The sequence below is a fragment of the Serinicoccus profundi genome, assembly GCF_008001015.1.
Lineage (GTDB): Bacteria > Actinomycetota > Actinomycetes > Actinomycetales > Dermatophilaceae > Ornithinicoccus > Ornithinicoccus profundi.
Genome location: NZ_CP042862.1, coordinates 1125525 through 1141800 on the forward strand (window position 1 = coordinate 1125525; position 16276 = coordinate 1141800).

Sequence of the window (16276 nt, forward strand, 5' to 3'; positions counted from 1 at the left end):
CGCATGGTCACCGACAACGGCCCCCGGCCCAACGCCTTCGACATCGAGACCGAGACGCGCGCCAACGGCACCTATCGCACGGTCGCCTGGACCGGGAAGTACCTCCAGGTCACCCTGATGTCGATCCCGCCGGGGGAGTCCATCGGGCTGGAGGCGCACCCGGAGACCGACCAGTTCCTGCGCCTCGACTCCGGGCAGGGACGCTGCGTCATGGGTCCCGCGGAGGACGACCTCAGCTTCACCCAGGACGTCAGCGACGGGTGGGCGATCCAGGTGCCCGCCGGCACCTGGCACGACGTCATCAACACCGGCGAGGAGCCGATGCGGCTCTATGCCGTGTATGCCCCGACCCACCACGCCCAGGGCATCGTCCAGGACACGGCCGAGCAGGCCGAGGCCGACGAGGACGCCGGCACGGACGTCCCCCCGGAGTGGACGGTGCAGCCCGGCGAGGGGGAGGAGGACCTCAAGGCCTGAGCCACAGGTCGGTGCCGGCCCTCCTGCCTCCGCCCTGGCTCGCACCGGCTGTCGCTCCGAGATGCCATGGGACCGACGTGGCGGGAGGATCGGGGCATGGCGAAAAAGACCGACCAGCTGACCTTCGACGACCCGACCACCCGCCACCCGCGGATCTCCCCGCCGCAGCAGGACCAGCCCATGCCTGGCCTCGACGCCGAGCTGGACCCGCCCGCGGACCGGGGTGAGACGTCCTACCGCGGCACGGGTCGGCTGGAGGGTCGTCGTGCCTTCATCACCGGCGGCGACTCCGGCATCGGTGGGGCCGTCGCCATCGCCTATGCCCGTGAGGGCGCCGACGTCGCCATCAACTACCTGCCGGATGAGCAGGAGGACGCCGACCGCATCAGCGAGCTCGTCGAGGCTGAAGGACGGACCTGCGTCCAGCTGCCCGGTGATGTCACCAACCGGGAGACGTGCGAGCGGCTGGTCGACCAGGCCGCCGAGCGGCTCGGCGGCCTCGACGTGCTCGTCGTCAACGCCGGCAAGCAGGTGAGCACGCCGTTGATCGAGGAGATCACCGACGAGCAGTTCGACCTGACGGTCAAGACCAACGTCTACGCGATGTTCTGGATGTGCCGTGCCGCCGTCAAGCACCTCGCGCCGGGCTCGGCGATCATCCTGTCGAGCTCGGTGCAGGCCTACAGCCCCAGCGAGCACCTGCTGGACTACGCCATGACGAAGGGCGCGATGAACACCTTCGGCAAGGGCCTGTCCAAGCAGCTCGCCCCCAAGGGCATCCGGGTCAACATCGTGGCGCCCGGGCCGATCTGGACGCCGCTGCAGGTCGTCGAGGGCCAGCCGAAGGACGCGATCCCGGACTTCGGTCTCGGGCAGCCCCTCGGCCGCGCGGGCCAGCCCGTCGAGCTCGCCCCGGCGTACGTCTTCCTGGCCTCCCCAGAGAGCAGCTACGTCGTCGGGGAGACCCTCAACGTCAACGGCGGCGCCGACAGCCCCTGACCTCTGCCGCGCCTCGTGTTCTCCCCGGCTCCCGCGCTGCCAGAGCAGCTCCGGTCCGGATCGGCGACCCGGGGTATGCCGCACATCTCGACCGCGACGGTGACCGCGTGCGCTGCGAGTAGCTCAGCGCAGACCCGCTGGTCAGTCCCGCCGGTAGGGGTCGGTGGGCGTGCCGCCGTCACCGCTCGGCGGGGGAGGGGGCGTGCCCTGGCCGTAGCCGGGCTGACCACCCTGCTGGCCGTAGCCCTGCTGCGGCGCCTGCGGGTAGCCCTGGTCCTGCGGCTGGCCGTAGGCCGCGCCCTGCTGAGGCTGACCGTAGCCGTGCTGCGGGTAGGCGTGCCCGGTGCCGTAGCCATACCCTCCGGGCGGCTCCTGCTCGGCCCGCTTGTCCTTGCCGCGACCCACGAGCCACATGATGAGGCCGACGACGGTGAGGATGAGGAGCGGGATGAGGAGCAGGATGCCGACCCCGGCGATGCCGAAGCCGATGATCGCGCTCATGCTGATGCTGGGCGAGAGGGTCGTGCTCCCACCCTCGCAGGTGAAGGTGTGCTGGCCCGCGGTCGTCGCGGAGTAGGACCCCACGATCTGGGCGTCGACCTGGGGGTCGCCGGTGTCCATCATGGTGTCGCCGGGCAGCGGCGTCTCGCTGCCGTCGGGCAGGGTCACCGTGCACGTCGGCGTCTCACCGGTCGTCGTGGAGGAGACGAAGCGCATATCGCCCTCCTCCATCGCGACCGTGGCCTGGCCCCCGTCCATCTGCGTCTCGCCGTCCTCGAAGCCGCTGATCATCCGCGAGCCCTGGACGGCCCCCCAGGCGATGACCGCCCCCACGAGGACCGACAGGATCAGCCCGATGATGAACATCCACTTGCCGGCCGTGGTCAGGCCGCTACGCCGGCGCGCCGGCGGGTTCGCATAGGTCATGGTCCGACCCTAACCGCCCCGCGCCCGACCTCGCGCACCTAAGGTATGCGCGTGGGAGAGGTGCTGGGTGGACGCTACGAGCTCGTCGACCCCCTGGGAGAGGGGGGCGCCGGTGTCGTGTGGCGTGCCTGGGACCACCGGGAGCGCCGGTATGTCGCCGCCAAGGTGCTGCGGCAGAGCGACGCTGCGACCCTGCTCCGCTTCGTCCGGGAGCAGGCGGTGCGCGTCGAGCACCCGCACGTGCTCACCCCCTTGGGCTGGACGGGTGACGACGACCGGGTGCTCATCGCCATGCCGCTGGTGCGCGGCGGGTCGGTGGCCACGCTCGTCGGTGACCACGGTCCGCTGCCGGCCGCGTGGGTCGCCACCCTGCTCGACCAGACCCTCGCCGCGCTGGAACGCCTCCACGCCGAGGGCCTGGTGCACCGTGACGTGAAGCCTGCCAACCTCCTTCTCGACGCGACCGGCGTCGCGCCTCCGAGGCTCCGGCTTGCCGACTTCGGCATCGTGACAGGCGTGGACGACCCGCGGCTCACCCACGTCCACCACGTCGTGGGTACGCGGGGGTATGCCGCGCCGGAGTCCTTGCGCGCCGGCTGGGATCCGGACCCCCGGGCGGACCTCTACGCCGCCGGGCTCAGCGCGGCCGAGATGCTGCTGGGCGAGCGGCCGACCGACGGCACCGGCACCACGCTTCTCGCCCGGCTGTCCCGGGCCGGCGCCCCCAGTGACCTCGTGGCCCTGATCCGTGACCTGTGCGCCCACGACCCCGAAGCGAGGTATGCCGACGCCACCGCCGCGCGGGCGGCGCTCGCCCGCACCGGGCTGGTCGGGCAGGGGGCCGGGTGGGACGCAGGGGAGGTGGAGGTCTTCGACCAGGTCGAGGAGCTCCCTGAGGGATGGGGCCCCGACGGCCCGCGGGACGCTCGACCGGCGGAGCCGAGCCGACCCTTCAGCGTGCTCCCGGCGACGCCGAGCGGGCACTCGGGTGAATCCGCGCCGACACCCGTCCCAGGCGCCGGTGAGCCCCGGCCCACGTCTGGCTCTCGTCTGGGTGTGGCTCGACCGGCGCACGGCTCCCGCCTGGGTGCCGTGCTCCTCGCGATCGGCCTGCTGCTCGTGCTGGTCGCGGCCCTCCTCGCCCTGCTCGGCTGAGGGTCGGCGCGGTCGGCCACGCGCGGTGAGCGCGGGGCGCGCTCTGCGGTCAGACGCTCGCGCGGCGCGCCCGCACCATGAGGAAGGCTCCGACCAGGGCGACCACGAGCCCGGCTCCGGCCAGCACCCAGATGAGGGTGAGCAGCCCGCCGTCGCCGGACGTGTCCTCCCCTTCCCCGGCGGCGGCTTCCGGCGAGGCGGACGGTGCATCGGCGGGGGTCTGGGTGGCCACCTCCCCGTCCGCCGCGGTGGGTGGCGCCTGACCCGCCTCCCCGTCGGCAACGGGCGCCGCCTCGCCCGGCTCGAGGTAGGTGGGAGCCCCCGTCACCTCGCCCGGGGTCTCGACGACGAGGCTGAACGGGAAGGGCAGGGACTCGGCAGTGGCCTCGTCGGAGGTGAGGCTCAGCGTGACGACGTAGTCGCCGGCCCGGTCGGCCGCTGCCGGATTGCCCCAGTCCCGGTTGTTCCACTCGACCTCGTAGGAGATCGTCGCGACGGTGGTGGGGTCGTTGGGCGCCATTCTGACGCTGGTGGGGTATCCGTCAGGTTGACTGAGGATGTTGGAGGCATCGCCCCGGTCGGGTCCGACCACCCCCACCTCGGCGACGGGCAGGCTGCCGAGCTGCTCGGGCACCCCGTCCTCGGGTGCCGGGAAGTCGACCACGGCCTCGATGTGCTGGCCCCAGTCGACGGGCACCGCGAAGGTGAGCACCTCGCCGGGCACGATCTCACCGGTGTAGGTCGTCCCGGGCTCGATCGTGGGAGCGTCGTTGAGTGAGGTGCCGCCGACCACCTCGGCCGTGGGCCGGCCGATCCTCGTGTCCTGCCACTGCGCATATCGCTGGTCGTCCGGTAGTGCGTCGGTGCCGGAGGCCGCGGGCTCCTCGCTCACCCAGAGCTCGACCGGGAAGCCCTCGAGGGTGGACTGCTGCTGCTGGCGGATGGACAGCACGAGCTGCGGGTCGGTCCCGCACGGGTCGGCGGGGTCGTCGTGATCCGCGAAGCCGGTGACGTCGGTGGTGCCGAAGCTGTTGCGACCAGCGTTACCCCACGCGCGGGCGGTGCTGAAGTCGCATGCCTCGCCGTCCAGCGTCTCCAACGTCACGTCGAAGGCGGAGAGCCCAGCACCCTCCGTCGGCCGCATCGTCGCCCCGATGTGCAGGCTCGTCCCGGGGCTGGATCGCTCCACGAGATAGGTGTCCTGCTCGCGGGAGAGCTCGTCGAGGTACTGCCCAGGCGCGATGACGGGGGCGTCGATGGCGGTCTCGGTGCCCTGCACCGGCTCGCCCGACAGCTGGAAGGGACGGAAGGCCCGCGTGGAGATCCGGGTGAGGGCGGTGGTCAGGCTCTCGGTGTCGTCGGCGTCGTAGTAGGTGCCGCCGGCGGCCTCCGCCATGCACCGCAGCTGGCTGCGCGTCTCCTCGTCCACGCCCAGGCCGACCGTGTGCACGACCAGGTCGAAGCCGTCGGCGCTGAGCTCCTCGGCGACCTCGCACGGGTCCGGGTCGCAGGTCGCCAGCCCGTCACTGACCAGCAGGATCGTCCGGTTGCCGTCCGGTCCCAGATCGTCCGCAGCCTGCTGGAGGGCATACGCGATGGGGGTCTCACCCAGCGGCTCGTAGCCCTCCACCGCGGCCCGCAGGGCGTCGGTGTTGTCCGAGCCGATCGGCACCACCAGCTCGCTGTCGGTGCACTTGTCCTCCCGCGGCTGGTCCAGCGGGACCGCGCCGCCGAAGAGGCGCACGCCCACCCGCTGATCGGGGTTGAGGCCGTCGACGAGGCTCGACACGGCGGCCGTCGCGGCGTCGATCTTGGGGGCACCCTCGGCGTCCGGGTCCTCCATCGAGCCCGAGGAGTCGAGCAGCAGCAGGAGCTGGGCGTCCTCGCCCGTGTCGGTCGTCGACGCGGTGGCCACGCCGGGCGTGAGCAGCACCGCCGTCGCGGCGGCGATGAAGGTGCGGCGGATCCTGGTCACGATGTCGCCCCTGGTCGGTGCGGACGAGTGCGTTAGCAAAAGTAAACGTTCACGATTGCAAAGTCAACCGGCGTGGCCGCAGCCCGATCGGCACGTCCCGAGCCTAAGGTGGGGAGGTCTCGGAGCAGGAGAGGATGGCCACATGTCGGAGGTCGAGCGCACGGTCGCGGCGCAGGTCGAGCTGTATGGCGAGCCGCTGGCCGACGTCGTCGCGCGGCTGACTGCGGGGCTGGGCCTGTCGCAGGCCCAGCTGGCGCGCACCCTCGGGATGTCACCGCCGATGCTCAGCCAGCTCGGCTCGGGCAAGCGGGCCAAGATCGGCAACCCCGTCGTGCAGCGCCGCCTCGCCGAGGTCCTGGAGCTGCTCGACCAGGTGCGCGCGGGTGAGGTGCCGGCCGAGGGCATACCTGAGCAGTTGGAGCGGGTGCGGGAGTCGACCGGGTCCTGGACGAGGACACGGCACGACCTGCCCTCGGCCGACGACGCGCAGGCGGTGCGCAGGATCCTGGGCGAGGCGGCTGCGCAGCAGGAGATCGCTGCGGCGGCCGACCTGCTGGAGCCGGAGCACCCCGCGCTGGCGCGGGTGCTGCGCGACTACGGCCTGGGCGAGTCGTCCTCGTCGTCGTCCACGAAGACCAGCTGACCCGAGGCCACGAGCTCGGCGATCTCCTCCTCGGAGAGCGCTGCGAGCTCCTCGTCGGTGAGCTCGACGAAGTCGTCCTCGCCGGGCTCGCCGGCGACCACCCCGGTCGCCACCGCGCCGCCGGCGGGGCTCGCCCCGGTGCCGGGTCTGCCGGGCTCACCGGCGTGGCCGTGCTCGCCGGCCTCGTCCTCCCACCACTCGTCCGCGCCCTCGAGCGGGGGAGCGTCGTCGACGATCTCGTCGGGGTCCTCGCCGTCCTCGGGCGCACGGATGAGCAGGAGCAGGACCGCGCCGATGAGCAGCATCGACAGCCCGACGAAGGAGCCGAGGGTGCCCAGCGCCAGCGCGCCGAGGCGCAGCAGGGCGCCCGCGGGAGCGACCTCTGGTGCCACGACGACACCGAGGCCGTCGCAGTCGATCTGGTGCTCGCCGGTGTCCGTGGCCTGGAAGTGACCGACGACCTGGAAGCGGGCCAGCGCGGTGTCGATCCCGACCCGGCGGCCCTCGTCCGCGAGCGTGCTGAAGGGCAGCTCGCCCCCCGGCCCGGTGATGGTGCAGCTGATCTGCTCGACCGGCGTGGGCACGATCTCGCCGGGGGCGATGAGCCCACCCGTGACGTAGAGCGTGCGCTCCGTCCCCTCGGTCAGCGACACCGTGGCGGTGCCGTCGAGCAGCTCGGCGGAGTTGGTCTGGAGGTGGTCGAGCAAGGAGCGCGTCGCCCATCCGCCGACGAGGGTGACGACGAGCGAGACGATGGCCAGGAGCCCACCCAGGCGCACCAGGTGACGGCCGGAGCGGCGCAGCCGGGCACGGCTGCTGCGGGTCGTCGGGGCCGGGTCGTCGGTGGGCATGGGGACGACTCTAGGTGCAGCGACGGACCTGACGCCGGGTACGGCGCGCCGTCGCTCCCACCTCAGCCCTGCCCCGCCTGCTCGGCCGCCGTCGCCTGCCGCAGCACCAGCCTCGTCCAGGCACCGACGTAGATGCGGTCGTCGCGATCGATCTCCACCCGTTGCCCCGGCGTCAGGGCCTGCGTCGGCAACGGCTCCCCGACGACGCCGACGTAGGTGCCGTTGCTGCTGTCGAGATCCTCGATCCACCAGCGGCTGCCGTCGCTGGTGAGCTGGGCGTGCCGACGGGACACCGCGCTGTCGGCACCTGCGTCGATCTCGGGCCGCACGCCGAGGCTGCCGGAGGGGCGACCGACCGTGACGACGCTGCGCCGCACGACCACGATGTCGGGCACTCCGGCGCTGGGGCACGCCTCCGCGGTCTGCTGGACGGCATACCAGTCGGGGTCGACCCAGATCTCCACGACCCAGGTGTCGGCGAGGTCGCGGGAGGGAGGGGTATGCCGTGGCCGGGCGTGCGCGACCGCCTCCGGCTGGGGCGTGTCCGGGGCCGCCGCGACCTCGGGCTCGGGCTCCGGTGCCGTCGGCTCCCGCTCAGGCGGCGACTCCGGCGCAGGCGCAGGCGCCGGCGTGGGCTCAGGCTCCGAGGCCGGCTCCGGACGCGGCGTGGCCTCGGGCTCGGGCGTCGGCTCGGGAATCTCCTCCGAGCCCTCGTCCGCCGGCGCCTCCTCGGGTGGGGGAGCCTCCTCGACCTCGGCAGCATCGTCAGCCGGCTCAGGCACGGGCGGGGAGGCCGGCTCGTCGCCCAGCGGGGCGGCCCCGGTGGTGAAGTCGTATCCGCACGCCTCGCAGAAGAGCGCGTCCGCGACGTTGACGCCGCTGCAGTGCGGGCACGTCTGGGTCGGCCTCACCGGCTCATCGAGCTCGAGCACCGATCCGCTGCCCGGGCCCGGGGCACCGGAGGCGGCGGCCGCAGGGTGCGGGCCGGCCGAACCCGCCGACGAAGCGCCGATCGGCGAGCCGCAAATGTCGCAGTAGTCGGTGGCCTCGCTCTCGTGGCCCTCGGGGCACCGCGCCATCAGGAGGGCCGGACCCGGGTCGTCTTGGTCGAGGCGGTGTCGAGCTCCATCTCGTCCAGCTTGTCGACGTTGCTGCGCAGCCGCACCCGGCCGGTCGCGGCGTCGTCGATGTCGACCACGCGGGACAGCCGCGAGGTGGCCGCGTCGTCCCCGGTCTCCCGGGCCAGCTGCACCGCCCGGCCGAGGCGGGACGTCGCGGTCATGTCGTCGCCCATCGCCTTGGCGCGCAGGCCCTCCTGGATCGCCGAGGCCAGCTCGGTCTGCCCGGTGTAGTGCGCCACCTCGGGGCTGATCTGCGCGGTGAGCACGTCGTCGGAGGACCACGCGGCCTTGACGAGACCCTGGGCGCGCACCTCCTCGCCCACGACGAGCTGCACCCGCGAGGCGAGCTGCTCTTGGCCGACCGCCTTGGGCGCGAGCCGCACCGCCACGTGGTAGTCGCGGGTCTCATCGCCCCAGGCACCGGTGTCGTAGCCGCCGGTGAGGGCGTTGACCTCGACGCGTCGCCCGGAGAGGTCCTCCAGCGTCGGGCTGACCTGCTTGACGAAGAGCACCTCGGCTCCCTGCGGCGCCCACACGCGCAGCTGGGCGTCGCTGACGCCCTTGCCCATGGAGGAGGCCATGAGCGCGGCGAAGTCCTCGCTCAGGCCGTCCCAGGTGCGGATGAGGTCGACGCTGCCGAGCAGCGCCTCGGCGATCCGGCGCACCTCCGCGACCTGCCAGGCAGCACCGAGCCCTCGGCAGTCGGCCTGGAAACGGCCGCGCACCTGGTCGAGCGCCCAGCTGAGCTCCTGCGGTGTCTCGTGCTGGTTGGCCCCGTCGGTGAGCAGGATGGCGTGCCGCTTGGTCAGCGAGGGGACCGTCGCGAAGAGCTGGCCGGCGGCGAGGAGCCACCGCCCCATGGCCGTGCCACCGCCGGGCACGAGCCGCTGCAGCGACCGCTTGGCCTCCAGCCGGGTCTGCGGCGACATCCGGGCCATCGTCGCCGTCGTGCCGGTGGGGTAGCACAGGGCCGCCTCGTGGTTGCCCGCCACGATCGCGAACCACACGCCGTCGACGATCTGGTCGAGGGCCGCGGACGCGGCATACGCCGCCGCCTGCACCCCTTGCACGTCCATCGAGCCGGAGACGTCGACGATGATGACCTCGCCGGCCTCCCCGCCGGACGCGCTCCACGGCGCGACCTCGCCGGCGCCCGAGCAGGTGAGCGAGACGATGGCGTGCACGTCGGTGCCGCCATCGGGGAGGAACTCGTTCTGGTGGACGGTCGAGGTGAACTCAGCCATGCCGACCATCCTGCCTCGCCGCGCCGCAGCGGGCGAGGGCGACCGTGATGTTGTCGGCCCCGCCCTGCTCGTTGGCCCAGTCCACGAGGCCCTGGGCGAGCTCACCGGGGGAGTCGCCGGTCCGTCCAGCGACGGCGCGCACGACCGCAGCGAGATCGGTCGGCTCGGAGGCGTAGTTCCACAGCCCGTCGCTGCACAGCATCAACCACCCGGGGGAGGAGACGTCGTGCTCCACGGTCGCGGGCCGGTGGTCGGGGGCGTCGGGGCCCAGCCACCGGGTGATGGTGTGGCCCAGCGGGCCGGCCTCGGCCTCGGCGCGGGAGATCCCCGCCTGGACCTGCTCCTCGGCCATGGAGTCGTCACTGGTCAGCCGCAGCGGCTCGCTGTCGTCGGGCAGCCAGTAGGCCCGGCTGTCGCCGATCGAGGCCACGCTCGCCCGACCCTGGTGGACGACCGCGCTGACGTAGGTGCACGACGGTGACTCGCCGGGATGGGCGGCCGCGACCTCGATCACTGCGTCGGCGGCAGCCTCCGCGGCGCGCTCGTGCCGCTCCTGCGGGTCGCCGTCCCCGACGAGCACCTCCAGTGCAGCCTGCGCGGCCGCCAGGCTCGCCTCCGCCGACCGGGGCGCGCTGGACACGCCGTCGCAGACCACGAGGACGGCCCGGTCGGGCTCGGCGTCGTCGGCCCACAACGCCATGGCGTCCTCGTTGTCGCGGTGCCGGCGCCCCCGGTCGCAGACCCCTGCCACGGCCGACGAGGGGGCCGCGGTGACGTGATGACGGGGGTCCGCGCGTCGCTCGCCGCACTGCGTGCACCAGCCCTCCTCGTCGTAGGCGCCGCCGCAGGAGGTGCAGGTGCCGTGGTCGACCTGCTCCTGCTGCGGTGCCACGTCGGCGGGGGGAAGGTCACCGTCCAGCACGAGCATCGGCTCGGGCAGCGGCGGTGGGCCACCACTGAACGGCGCGGGCTCCTCCTCGGGCTCCACGGGGGCCGACTCGGGCTGCGGCTCCTCCGGTGGCTGGAGCGGCTGCGGCTCGTCCGGTGGCTGGAGGGGCTGCGGCTCGTCGGGCGGCTGGAGGGGCTGCGGCTCGTCGGGCGGCTGGAGCGGCTGCTCCGTCGCGGAGCGGGACGGCGCAGGGATGCGTGCCGTCGGCTCGTCCGGCATCGTGTCGGGGGTCGGGTCGCTCATGTCCAGCTCCAGGGACGGACCGCGTTGGCGCGGTCGATGAGCCCGGCCCGCTCCTGCGGGTCGGGGGTGTAGTCGGCGAGGACGCGGTACTCCTGCTCCAGGGCGCGTTGCAGGGCGTCGCGGGTGAGGGTGACCTCGCCCACCTGCCAGTCCGGCTTCGGGCCGTGCTCGGTGACCGTGGCGAGGGCCTGCTCGAAGACCACGGCGTTGAACTGCGCCCGCTGGCGGGGGTCGAGGGTGAGCCGGTGGACCGAGTTCATCGACTCCCGCAGGTCGGCCAGACCGCCGCGACGACGCAGCAGCTCGGCCCGCAACCACCGCGCCCGGGGATGGGCCCGGCTGCTCGCGGGCACCGAGTCCAGGGCGGTGATCGCCCCGTCGACGTCGCCGCGTTGGAGGCGCACCCGGTGCAGACCGAACGCGGCGGGTGCGACATACGCGGCGTCGGTCCGCCACGCCCGCTCGTAGTCGAGCTCGGCGGCCTGGTCGTAGCCGGCCAGCTCGGTCGCGAGCGCGAGCGCCATCCGCGGGGCGATCTCGCCGGGGAGGGCATCACGCACCGCTGCGAAGTAGCCGCCCGCCTCCTGGGCCCGCTCCCGCACGTCATCGCCCTCGGCCTGGGACAGCGCCCACAGGCCGCGCATCCACGACCCGCGCCAGTCCCACGGGTCCAGCGCGAGCAGCCCGCGGACGGCGTCCTCGACCCACGTGGCCTGGCCGATGCGGATCCCCGCGCGGGCCCGGGCGAGGAAGACCTCGGGCGTCTCCTCGGGGGCCTTGCGCAGCGCCCCGAAGGTCGCCTGCGGGTCGTTGCTCGACTGCCCCGCGATCCAGTCGAGCATCGGGTCGGTGTCGTCCCGCTTGAGCTCGGGCAGCTCCCACCACGACAACGTCTCCCCGGTCGTGACTGGTGGCTCGAAGGCGGGGCTGTGCGCCGAGAGGGTGGCGGGTCGGTCGGCGCCGCTGGCGGCGACGACCTGGCGCAGCACCCCGATGAGCTGGCTGCGCAGCTCCTCCACGGAGAGGAAGCGGTCGTTGGGGTCCGGGGCGCAGCAGCGTGCGACGACGCGGTAGAACGCGTCGTGCTCGGTGAAGGCGGGGACCCTCGACATCGGCGGCAGGGAGTGGACGTACTCGCTCTGGTAGCCGCGGAACTCGAAGGTCAGGACGCACAGGGTGCGCCCGATCGTGTAGATGTCGGAGGCGACCGACGGTCCGACCTCGGCGACCTCGGGAGCCTGGTAGCCGACGGTGCCGTAGATGGGGGAGTCCAGGTCGTCCTGGCGGCGCACCCCGCCGAGGTCGATGAGCTTGATGCCGTCGCCCTCGTGGATGAGGTTGTCCGGCTTGAAGTCGCAGTAGAGCAGACCGAGGTCGTGCAGGTGGGTGAAGGCCGGCAGCGCCTCGATGACGTAGGCGAGGGCCTGGTCGACGGGGAAGGGGGTGTAGCGCCCGGCCTGCGCCATCCGGTCCTGCAGCAGCTGCTTGAGCGAGCGGCCGCCGACGTGCTCCATGACGGTGTAGGCGTCCTCGTCGTGCTGGACGGTGTTGTAGATCTCGACGATGAGCGGGTGCTTGACCTGGGCGAGGAACTGCTGCTCGGCGACCGCGGCGTCCAGGGCGTCCTCGTCGCCGGTGTTGAGCAGGCCCTTGAGCACGACGAAACGGTCCGAGACGTTCTTGTCGCGCCCGAGGTAGATCCAGCCCATCCCGCCGTGCGCGAGCGCCCCGACGTTCTCGTACTGCCCCGCGACGAGCTCGCCCGGCTGCAGCTTGGGGGTGAAGGAGTAGGGCGCGCGGCACTGCGGGCAGAAACCCTGCTGGCGGCCCTCCTCCTGCCCGGCGCCGCGACCGACGTCGGCACCGCAGACCGGGCACGTGCGCCGGTCCTCGGGGACCCGCGGGTCGACCATGAGCTTCTCGGTCGGGTCGGTGACCGGCACGTCGGGCACGTCGGTCAGCCCGAGGCCCAGGCGGGAACGTCGACCGGCCGCCCCGGCCCGTCGACGACGCACGCGGGCCGCGCTGACCGCCTGCTGGGTCTGCCCGGGGGCCGGGGTGGCCACGACCTGGACGGATCCCTGCGCCGGGTCGGCGCCATCGGCCCCCGTGGTGGCGCCTCGCCCTGACGCCGCCGCGTCACCCGTGCCACGCCCGGGGTCGGCCGCGGGCTGCGGACGCACCGGCGTCGCCTCGATCGGCGCCTGCCGCGGCTCGGGCGCGCCGCAGACGTTGCACCAGCCGTCCTCGTAGCTGCCGGTGCACCCCGGCTCCTGACAGGCGGTCATGAGCGTCCTCCCATCGCCGTGGCAAAACTCTCCTGGGCCTGCACGAGGGCCTCCAGCCGGGTGAGATCGGTCGGTCGGGCGGCCAGCAGGCCGTCGGTCTGGTCGGCCAGCGCGAGGATGGCTGGCTCCGGGTCGCCCGCCCCGCCCTCGGTGAGCGAGCGCCGGACGCGCGCGGCACGCTCGGTGAGGTCCTCGAGGCGGGTGAGGGCGGCGGCATACTCGCCCTGGGCGATCGTCAGGGCCCGCTCGACCCGCTCCAGCCGTTCACGGTATGCCGTGAGTCCCGCCGGGTCGCCGGGCACCGGGCCGAGGGCGGCGACGTCGGGGATCCCGAGGCGTGGTGCGGGGGAGACGCTGGCGCGGGCCCGGAGGGCGAGGGCGCGGACCGCCTCGCCGCGGGCGGCGAGCTCGGCGACCTCGCGGCTGGCCTGGGCGTGGTCGGCCTTGGCGTGAGCCCGCGCCGAGGCCGCGACGATGAGGTCCCGCTCGATGGTCGCGGCCTGCGACTCCAGCGGACCGAGGAGCCCGCCGACGTCGGCCCCCCGCGCTGCCCGCTCGGTGACGTCGCTGAGCCGTTCGTCGAGGGCGCGGTGGGCCGTGGCGGCGGACCCGGACCGGGAGCCGGGGATGAGCGCCACCTGGTCGGCGATCCGCTCGACCTGCTGGCGCAGGGAGCGCAGACGTCCCGCCAGGTCGGGGTCGGCGCCGTCGAGGCGCAGGCGGGAGCGCAAGGAGGAGGCGAGGGAGTCCGACAGCCGGCACGCCTCCGGCAGCGACACGGCCAGCGACTGGCCGCCGCGGGTCCCGGGCTGCTCCAGGCTGCCCCAGACCAGGGTGGTGATCCGGCGCCGCTCCTGCTCCCCGACCCGGCCGCTGTCCCACGTCGCCTGGATGAGCGCCAACCGGTCGGACACCGCCTGCCACAGGGTCATCGACAGCGTGACGTCCGGGGTGATCGCGGCCCGGTCGTCGGCGTCGTCGACGGCCAGGGCAGCCTCGTCCAAGGACGCCAGCTCGGTGCGGCGCCGGTCCTTCCACCGGAGCATGGCGTCGAGGTAGGCCAGCAGCTCGGTGTCGGGGACGTCGGAGCCCAGGCTGCCCGGAGCCGTGGGCGCCATCGTGGACGTGCTGCTCACTCCTTCTCCTCCCGCGCCCGGGTCCTGGCGTCGAGGGCCAGGCCCGCGACGGGCAGGAGCAGGACGAGCCCCAGGCCCAGGGCGATCTGACCGCGGGGTGGGTCGGCCGTCGCCCGCGCCACCACGTCGTCGCGCGCCGCGACCGCGGCGTCCTCCAGGGGGAGCCGGGCCGCGTCGGCGGCCGAGACGAGCTCCAGGGCGGCGGCACGCACCTCCTCCTCTCCGGCGCCGTCGTCGGCGAGCGTCCGGCCCAGGGTGAGGCGGGCGTCGGCCACGGTGCCGTCGGGGTCGGAGACCTCGTCGAGATAGTAGTCACGGTTCCAGTAGCCGTACTCGTCGTCCTCGAGCTCGTAGGCGTCCAGGGAGCGCAGGCCGACCAGCACCGACAGGTCCTGCTCGACGACGTCCTGCAGGTCCTCGGGTCGCTCGGTGGCCTCGTCGTGGGCCACCACGCTGTCCGCCCACCCGTGCAGGCGCGGGTCCTGCGTGATGAGGAGGGCGGAGGACAGGGCGGCGAGGGCCACGAAGCCCGCCGCCAGTCGTGATCCGCCGCGCAGGAGGACGACGGCGGTGAGCACCAGCAGTGCCGCGCCCACCCACAGCAAGGTCGTGCCCCACCCCGAGCCGGGCGACAGCGCCTCGATCTGGTCCTCGACGTCCCAGCTGGCGACGACGTAGGCGAACTCGCGGCGGTCCTCCTGCCAGGTCGTCGCCGCGCGCACCGGGCTGCCCTCGTCGCTGGAGAGCGCGGCGTTGAGGGAGCTGAAGGCCTCGGTGTCGGAGCTGGTGGTGCGCACCCCCGCCCGGTCCATCGCGTCCTCGGCGAGGCTCACGCTCGGCAGGTCGCCGTCGGCGTCCAGGGGCACCGGGTCGCCGGTGGCGTGCCGGACCAGCTCGGTGTCGAGCACCGTGATCGCCTCACGCAGGTCGGCCCGGGCGGTGTCGAGGACGGCGAGCTCCTGCACCTGCTCCGTGTCGGCCCGGTCGCTCGAGAGCAGGGTGCCCAGCCCCAGGGTGAGGGCGGCCAGCACGGCGAGGGTGGTGGCCACGCGGCCACGACCGCGTCCGGCGCCCTCGTGGCGGGCCCCCTTGAGCAGGGCGTTGTCGGTGCGCCGCGACCGGCTCAGCCGGCTCGAGACCTCGGGCACGTCGCCGTGGCCGGTGCGCGCGGCCTCCCTGCGCAGGCGCCGCTCGGTGCGGACCAGTCGTCTCTCCGCGTCGTCGATCTCCCGCTGGCGCGTGGCCAGCTCCCGTTGGGCGCGTCGGCGCTCGGAGGCGAGCTGCTCCTGGGCGCGGTCCCTCTCGCGGGCCGCCTGCTCGGCCAGCTCGGCGCGCTGCCGCTCCAGCTCGGCCTGCTGCTCCCGCAGCTGCTCGGCGGTGGTGTCCTCGAGGTCCGGGCGGTCCTCACCGAGCACGAGCATGGGTGGGGGGTCGTCCGGGTCGGAGCGCCGACGAGAATCGCTCATGACGTCTTTCCTCTCGCGGGGAGGGCCAGCGCGGCACCGACGAGCGCTGCGCCCAGGAGCCCGGTGGCGGCGGTGCCGGCCGAAGGGCCCACCGAGGTCTCGAGACGCTCGAGCATGAGCTCGCGCTCCTCCTGCACGTGCGCGGCGGTGGCATCGAAGCGCGAGCGCCCCTCCTCCGCCAGCCGGACCCCCTCCTCGGCACGGTCCTGCGCAGCGGCGCCATCGGCCCCGGGGTCGCTGTCGAGGTGCTGGGAGAGATCGGTGTGCAGCTCGTCGACGATCGCGGTGATCTCCTGCTGGGCCGCCCGGTGCTCGCGCGCGTCCTCCCAGTAGGCGCCCGGTGCCTCACCGTCGACACGGATGACGGTGAGCCCGGCCAGGGCCAGGGCGAGGGCGAGGGCACCGGCCTGCCACCAGGCCCGCAGACGCAGCGCCAGGACGAGCACGGCGAGCACGGCGAGGGCCCCGAGCGTCACGAGCACCATGGGGACGCTGCCCTGTCGCACGTGCTCGTGGAACTCGTCGCTGACCTGCCCCGGGTCGACCACGCCGAGAGCGGTGGCGTGGACGGTGCTCCAGGCGCTCGCAGCCCGCGCGGAGCCGGGCGCTGCGCCCAGGCCGTCGGCCGTCGCGGAGAAGACCTGCTGCTGATCGGCGTAGTCCCCGGCGAGGGCACCGGCCTCCTGGGCCTGCGCGACCGGGTCGGCCGGCCCGCCGTCGCGGGGCGTCGCCGTGTCACCTGCCTCCGTGAGCGCCCACGCCTGGTCGGCGGCCACGGCCACCCGAGCCAGGCGACCCGCGC

The 16276-nt window shown here is 73.9% G+C and carries 15 protein-coding genes; 5 read left to right on the top strand and 10 right to left on the bottom strand.

What is annotated here, in order from left to right; all coding sequences use genetic code 11:
* Positions 1–3: 3 nt before the first annotated feature.
* The 3 genes from FA582_RS05205 (at position 4) to FA582_RS17660 (ending at position 1598) form a co-directional block, all read left to right on the top strand.
* Positions 4–477, top strand: coding sequence for a cupin domain-containing protein (locus FA582_RS05205; protein ID WP_010146359.1), 474 nt, complete (start codon positions 4–6; stop codon positions 475–477).
* A 96-nt stretch (positions 478–573) separates the two neighbouring features.
* On the top strand, positions 574–1476 hold the full coding sequence (locus FA582_RS05210) for an SDR family oxidoreductase (RefSeq protein WP_010146361.1): 903 nt from the start codon (positions 574–576) through the stop codon (positions 1474–1476).
* Positions 1473–1598, top strand: coding sequence for an excalibur calcium-binding domain-containing protein (locus FA582_RS17660; RefSeq protein ID WP_081480455.1), 126 nt, complete (start codon positions 1473–1475; stop codon positions 1596–1598). Before FA582_RS05210 ends, FA582_RS17660 begins: the two co-directional genes overlap by 4 nt.
* 19 nt (positions 1599–1617) lie before the next feature.
* Here FA582_RS17660 and FA582_RS05220 read toward each other — a convergent pair whose 3' ends face one another.
* On the bottom strand, positions 1618–2403 hold the full coding sequence (locus FA582_RS05220; protein ID WP_010146363.1) for a hypothetical protein: 786 nt from the start codon (positions 2401–2403) through the stop codon (positions 1618–1620).
* A 51-nt stretch (positions 2404–2454) separates the two neighbouring features.
* Between FA582_RS05220 and FA582_RS05225 the strand changes: the two genes are divergently transcribed.
* Positions 2455–3558 (top strand): serine/threonine-protein kinase, encoded by a 1104-nt coding sequence (locus tag FA582_RS05225; RefSeq protein WP_010146364.1) that lies wholly within the window; start codon positions 2455–2457, stop codon positions 3556–3558.
* A gap of 49 nt (positions 3559–3607) precedes the next feature.
* Here the strand turns inward: FA582_RS05225 and FA582_RS05230 are convergent, their stop codons facing one another.
* The gene (locus tag FA582_RS05230; protein ID WP_010146365.1) at positions 3608–5533 is read right to left on the bottom strand and encodes a vWA domain-containing protein; all 1926 of its coding nucleotides are present in this window, start codon (positions 5531–5533) and stop codon (positions 3608–3610) included.
* Positions 5534–5675: 142 nt separating this feature from the next.
* Between FA582_RS05230 and FA582_RS05235 the strand changes: the two genes are divergently transcribed.
* Positions 5676–6176, top strand: a complete 501-nt coding sequence (locus FA582_RS05235) for a helix-turn-helix domain-containing protein (RefSeq protein WP_010146366.1) — start codon at positions 5676–5678, stop codon at positions 6174–6176.
* Here the strand turns inward: FA582_RS05235 and FA582_RS05240 are convergent.
* The 8 genes from FA582_RS05240 to FA582_RS05275 all read right to left on the bottom strand — a co-directional run bounded on the left by FA582_RS05240 (position 6128) and on the right by FA582_RS05275 (position 16256).
* The gene (locus FA582_RS05240) at positions 6128–7027 is read right to left on the bottom strand and encodes a hypothetical protein (protein ID WP_010146367.1); all 900 of its coding nucleotides are present in this window, start codon (positions 7025–7027) and stop codon (positions 6128–6130) included. The two genes, FA582_RS05235 and FA582_RS05240, sit on opposite strands and share 49 nt — an antisense overlap.
* A gap of 62 nt (positions 7028–7089) precedes the next feature.
* Positions 7090–8106, bottom strand: a complete 1017-nt coding sequence (locus FA582_RS05245) for an FHA domain-containing protein (RefSeq protein ID WP_010146368.1) — start codon at positions 8104–8106, stop codon at positions 7090–7092.
* Positions 8106–9392 (bottom strand): VWA domain-containing protein, encoded by a 1287-nt coding sequence (locus FA582_RS05250; protein WP_010146370.1) that lies wholly within the window; start codon positions 9390–9392, stop codon positions 8106–8108. The genes FA582_RS05245 and FA582_RS05250 overlap by 1 nt, the downstream gene beginning before the upstream one ends.
* Positions 9385–10584: a PP2C family protein-serine/threonine phosphatase gene (locus FA582_RS05255; RefSeq protein ID WP_147899754.1), complete on the bottom strand. Its 1200-nt coding sequence runs from the start codon at positions 10582–10584 to the stop codon at positions 9385–9387. Before FA582_RS05255 ends, FA582_RS05250 begins: the two co-directional genes overlap by 8 nt.
* Positions 10581–12872 carry a serine/threonine-protein kinase gene (locus FA582_RS05260; protein ID WP_010146372.1) on the bottom strand — a complete coding sequence of 764 codons (2292 nt, stop codon included), beginning with the start codon at positions 12870–12872 and terminating at the stop codon, positions 10581–10583. Before FA582_RS05260 ends, FA582_RS05255 begins: the two co-directional genes overlap by 4 nt.
* Positions 12869–14008 (bottom strand): hypothetical protein, encoded by a 1140-nt coding sequence (locus tag FA582_RS05265; RefSeq protein WP_010146373.1) that lies wholly within the window; start codon positions 14006–14008, stop codon positions 12869–12871. Before FA582_RS05265 ends, FA582_RS05260 begins: the two co-directional genes overlap by 4 nt.
* Complete coding sequence (locus FA582_RS05270) at positions 14005–15474, bottom strand: hypothetical protein (protein ID WP_141567469.1); 1470 nt, start codon at positions 15472–15474, stop codon at positions 14005–14007. The genes FA582_RS05265 and FA582_RS05270 overlap by 4 nt, the downstream gene beginning before the upstream one ends.
* Positions 15471–16256 (bottom strand): hypothetical protein, encoded by a 786-nt coding sequence (locus FA582_RS05275; protein WP_147899755.1) that lies wholly within the window; start codon positions 16254–16256, stop codon positions 15471–15473. The genes FA582_RS05270 and FA582_RS05275 overlap by 4 nt, the downstream gene beginning before the upstream one ends.
* Positions 16257–16276: the final 20 nt, after the last annotated feature.

Excerpts from the sequence above, each read along its gene's own strand:
- FA582_RS05270 (WP_141567469.1), bottom strand. The coding sequence starts at position 15,474 with ATGAGCGATTCTCGTCGGCGCTCCGACCCGGACGACCCCCCACCCATG.
- FA582_RS05240 (WP_010146367.1), bottom strand. The coding sequence starts at position 7,027 with ATGCCCACCGACGACCCGGCCCCGACGACCCGCAGCAGCCGTGCCCGG.
- FA582_RS05210 (WP_010146361.1), top strand. The coding sequence starts at position 574 with ATGGCGAAAAAGACCGACCAGCTGACCTTCGACGACCCGACCACCCGC.
- FA582_RS05260 (WP_010146372.1), bottom strand. The coding sequence starts at position 12,872 with ATGACCGCCTGTCAGGAGCCGGGGTGCACCGGCAGCTACGAGGACGGC.
- FA582_RS05220 (WP_010146363.1), bottom strand. The coding sequence starts at position 2,403 with ATGACCTATGCGAACCCGCCGGCGCGCCGGCGTAGCGGCCTGACCACG.
- FA582_RS05250 (WP_010146370.1), bottom strand. The coding sequence starts at position 9,392 with ATGGCTGAGTTCACCTCGACCGTCCACCAGAACGAGTTCCTCCCCGAT.
- FA582_RS05235 (WP_010146366.1), top strand. The coding sequence starts at position 5,676 with ATGTCGGAGGTCGAGCGCACGGTCGCGGCGCAGGTCGAGCTGTATGGC.
- FA582_RS05205 (WP_010146359.1), top strand. The coding sequence starts at position 4 with ATGGTCACCGACAACGGCCCCCGGCCCAACGCCTTCGACATCGAGACC.
- FA582_RS05255 (WP_147899754.1), bottom strand. The coding sequence starts at position 10,584 with ATGAGCGACCCGACCCCCGACACGATGCCGGACGAGCCGACGGCACGC.
- FA582_RS05245 (WP_010146368.1), bottom strand. The coding sequence starts at position 8,106 with ATGGCGCGGTGCCCCGAGGGCCACGAGAGCGAGGCCACCGACTACTGC.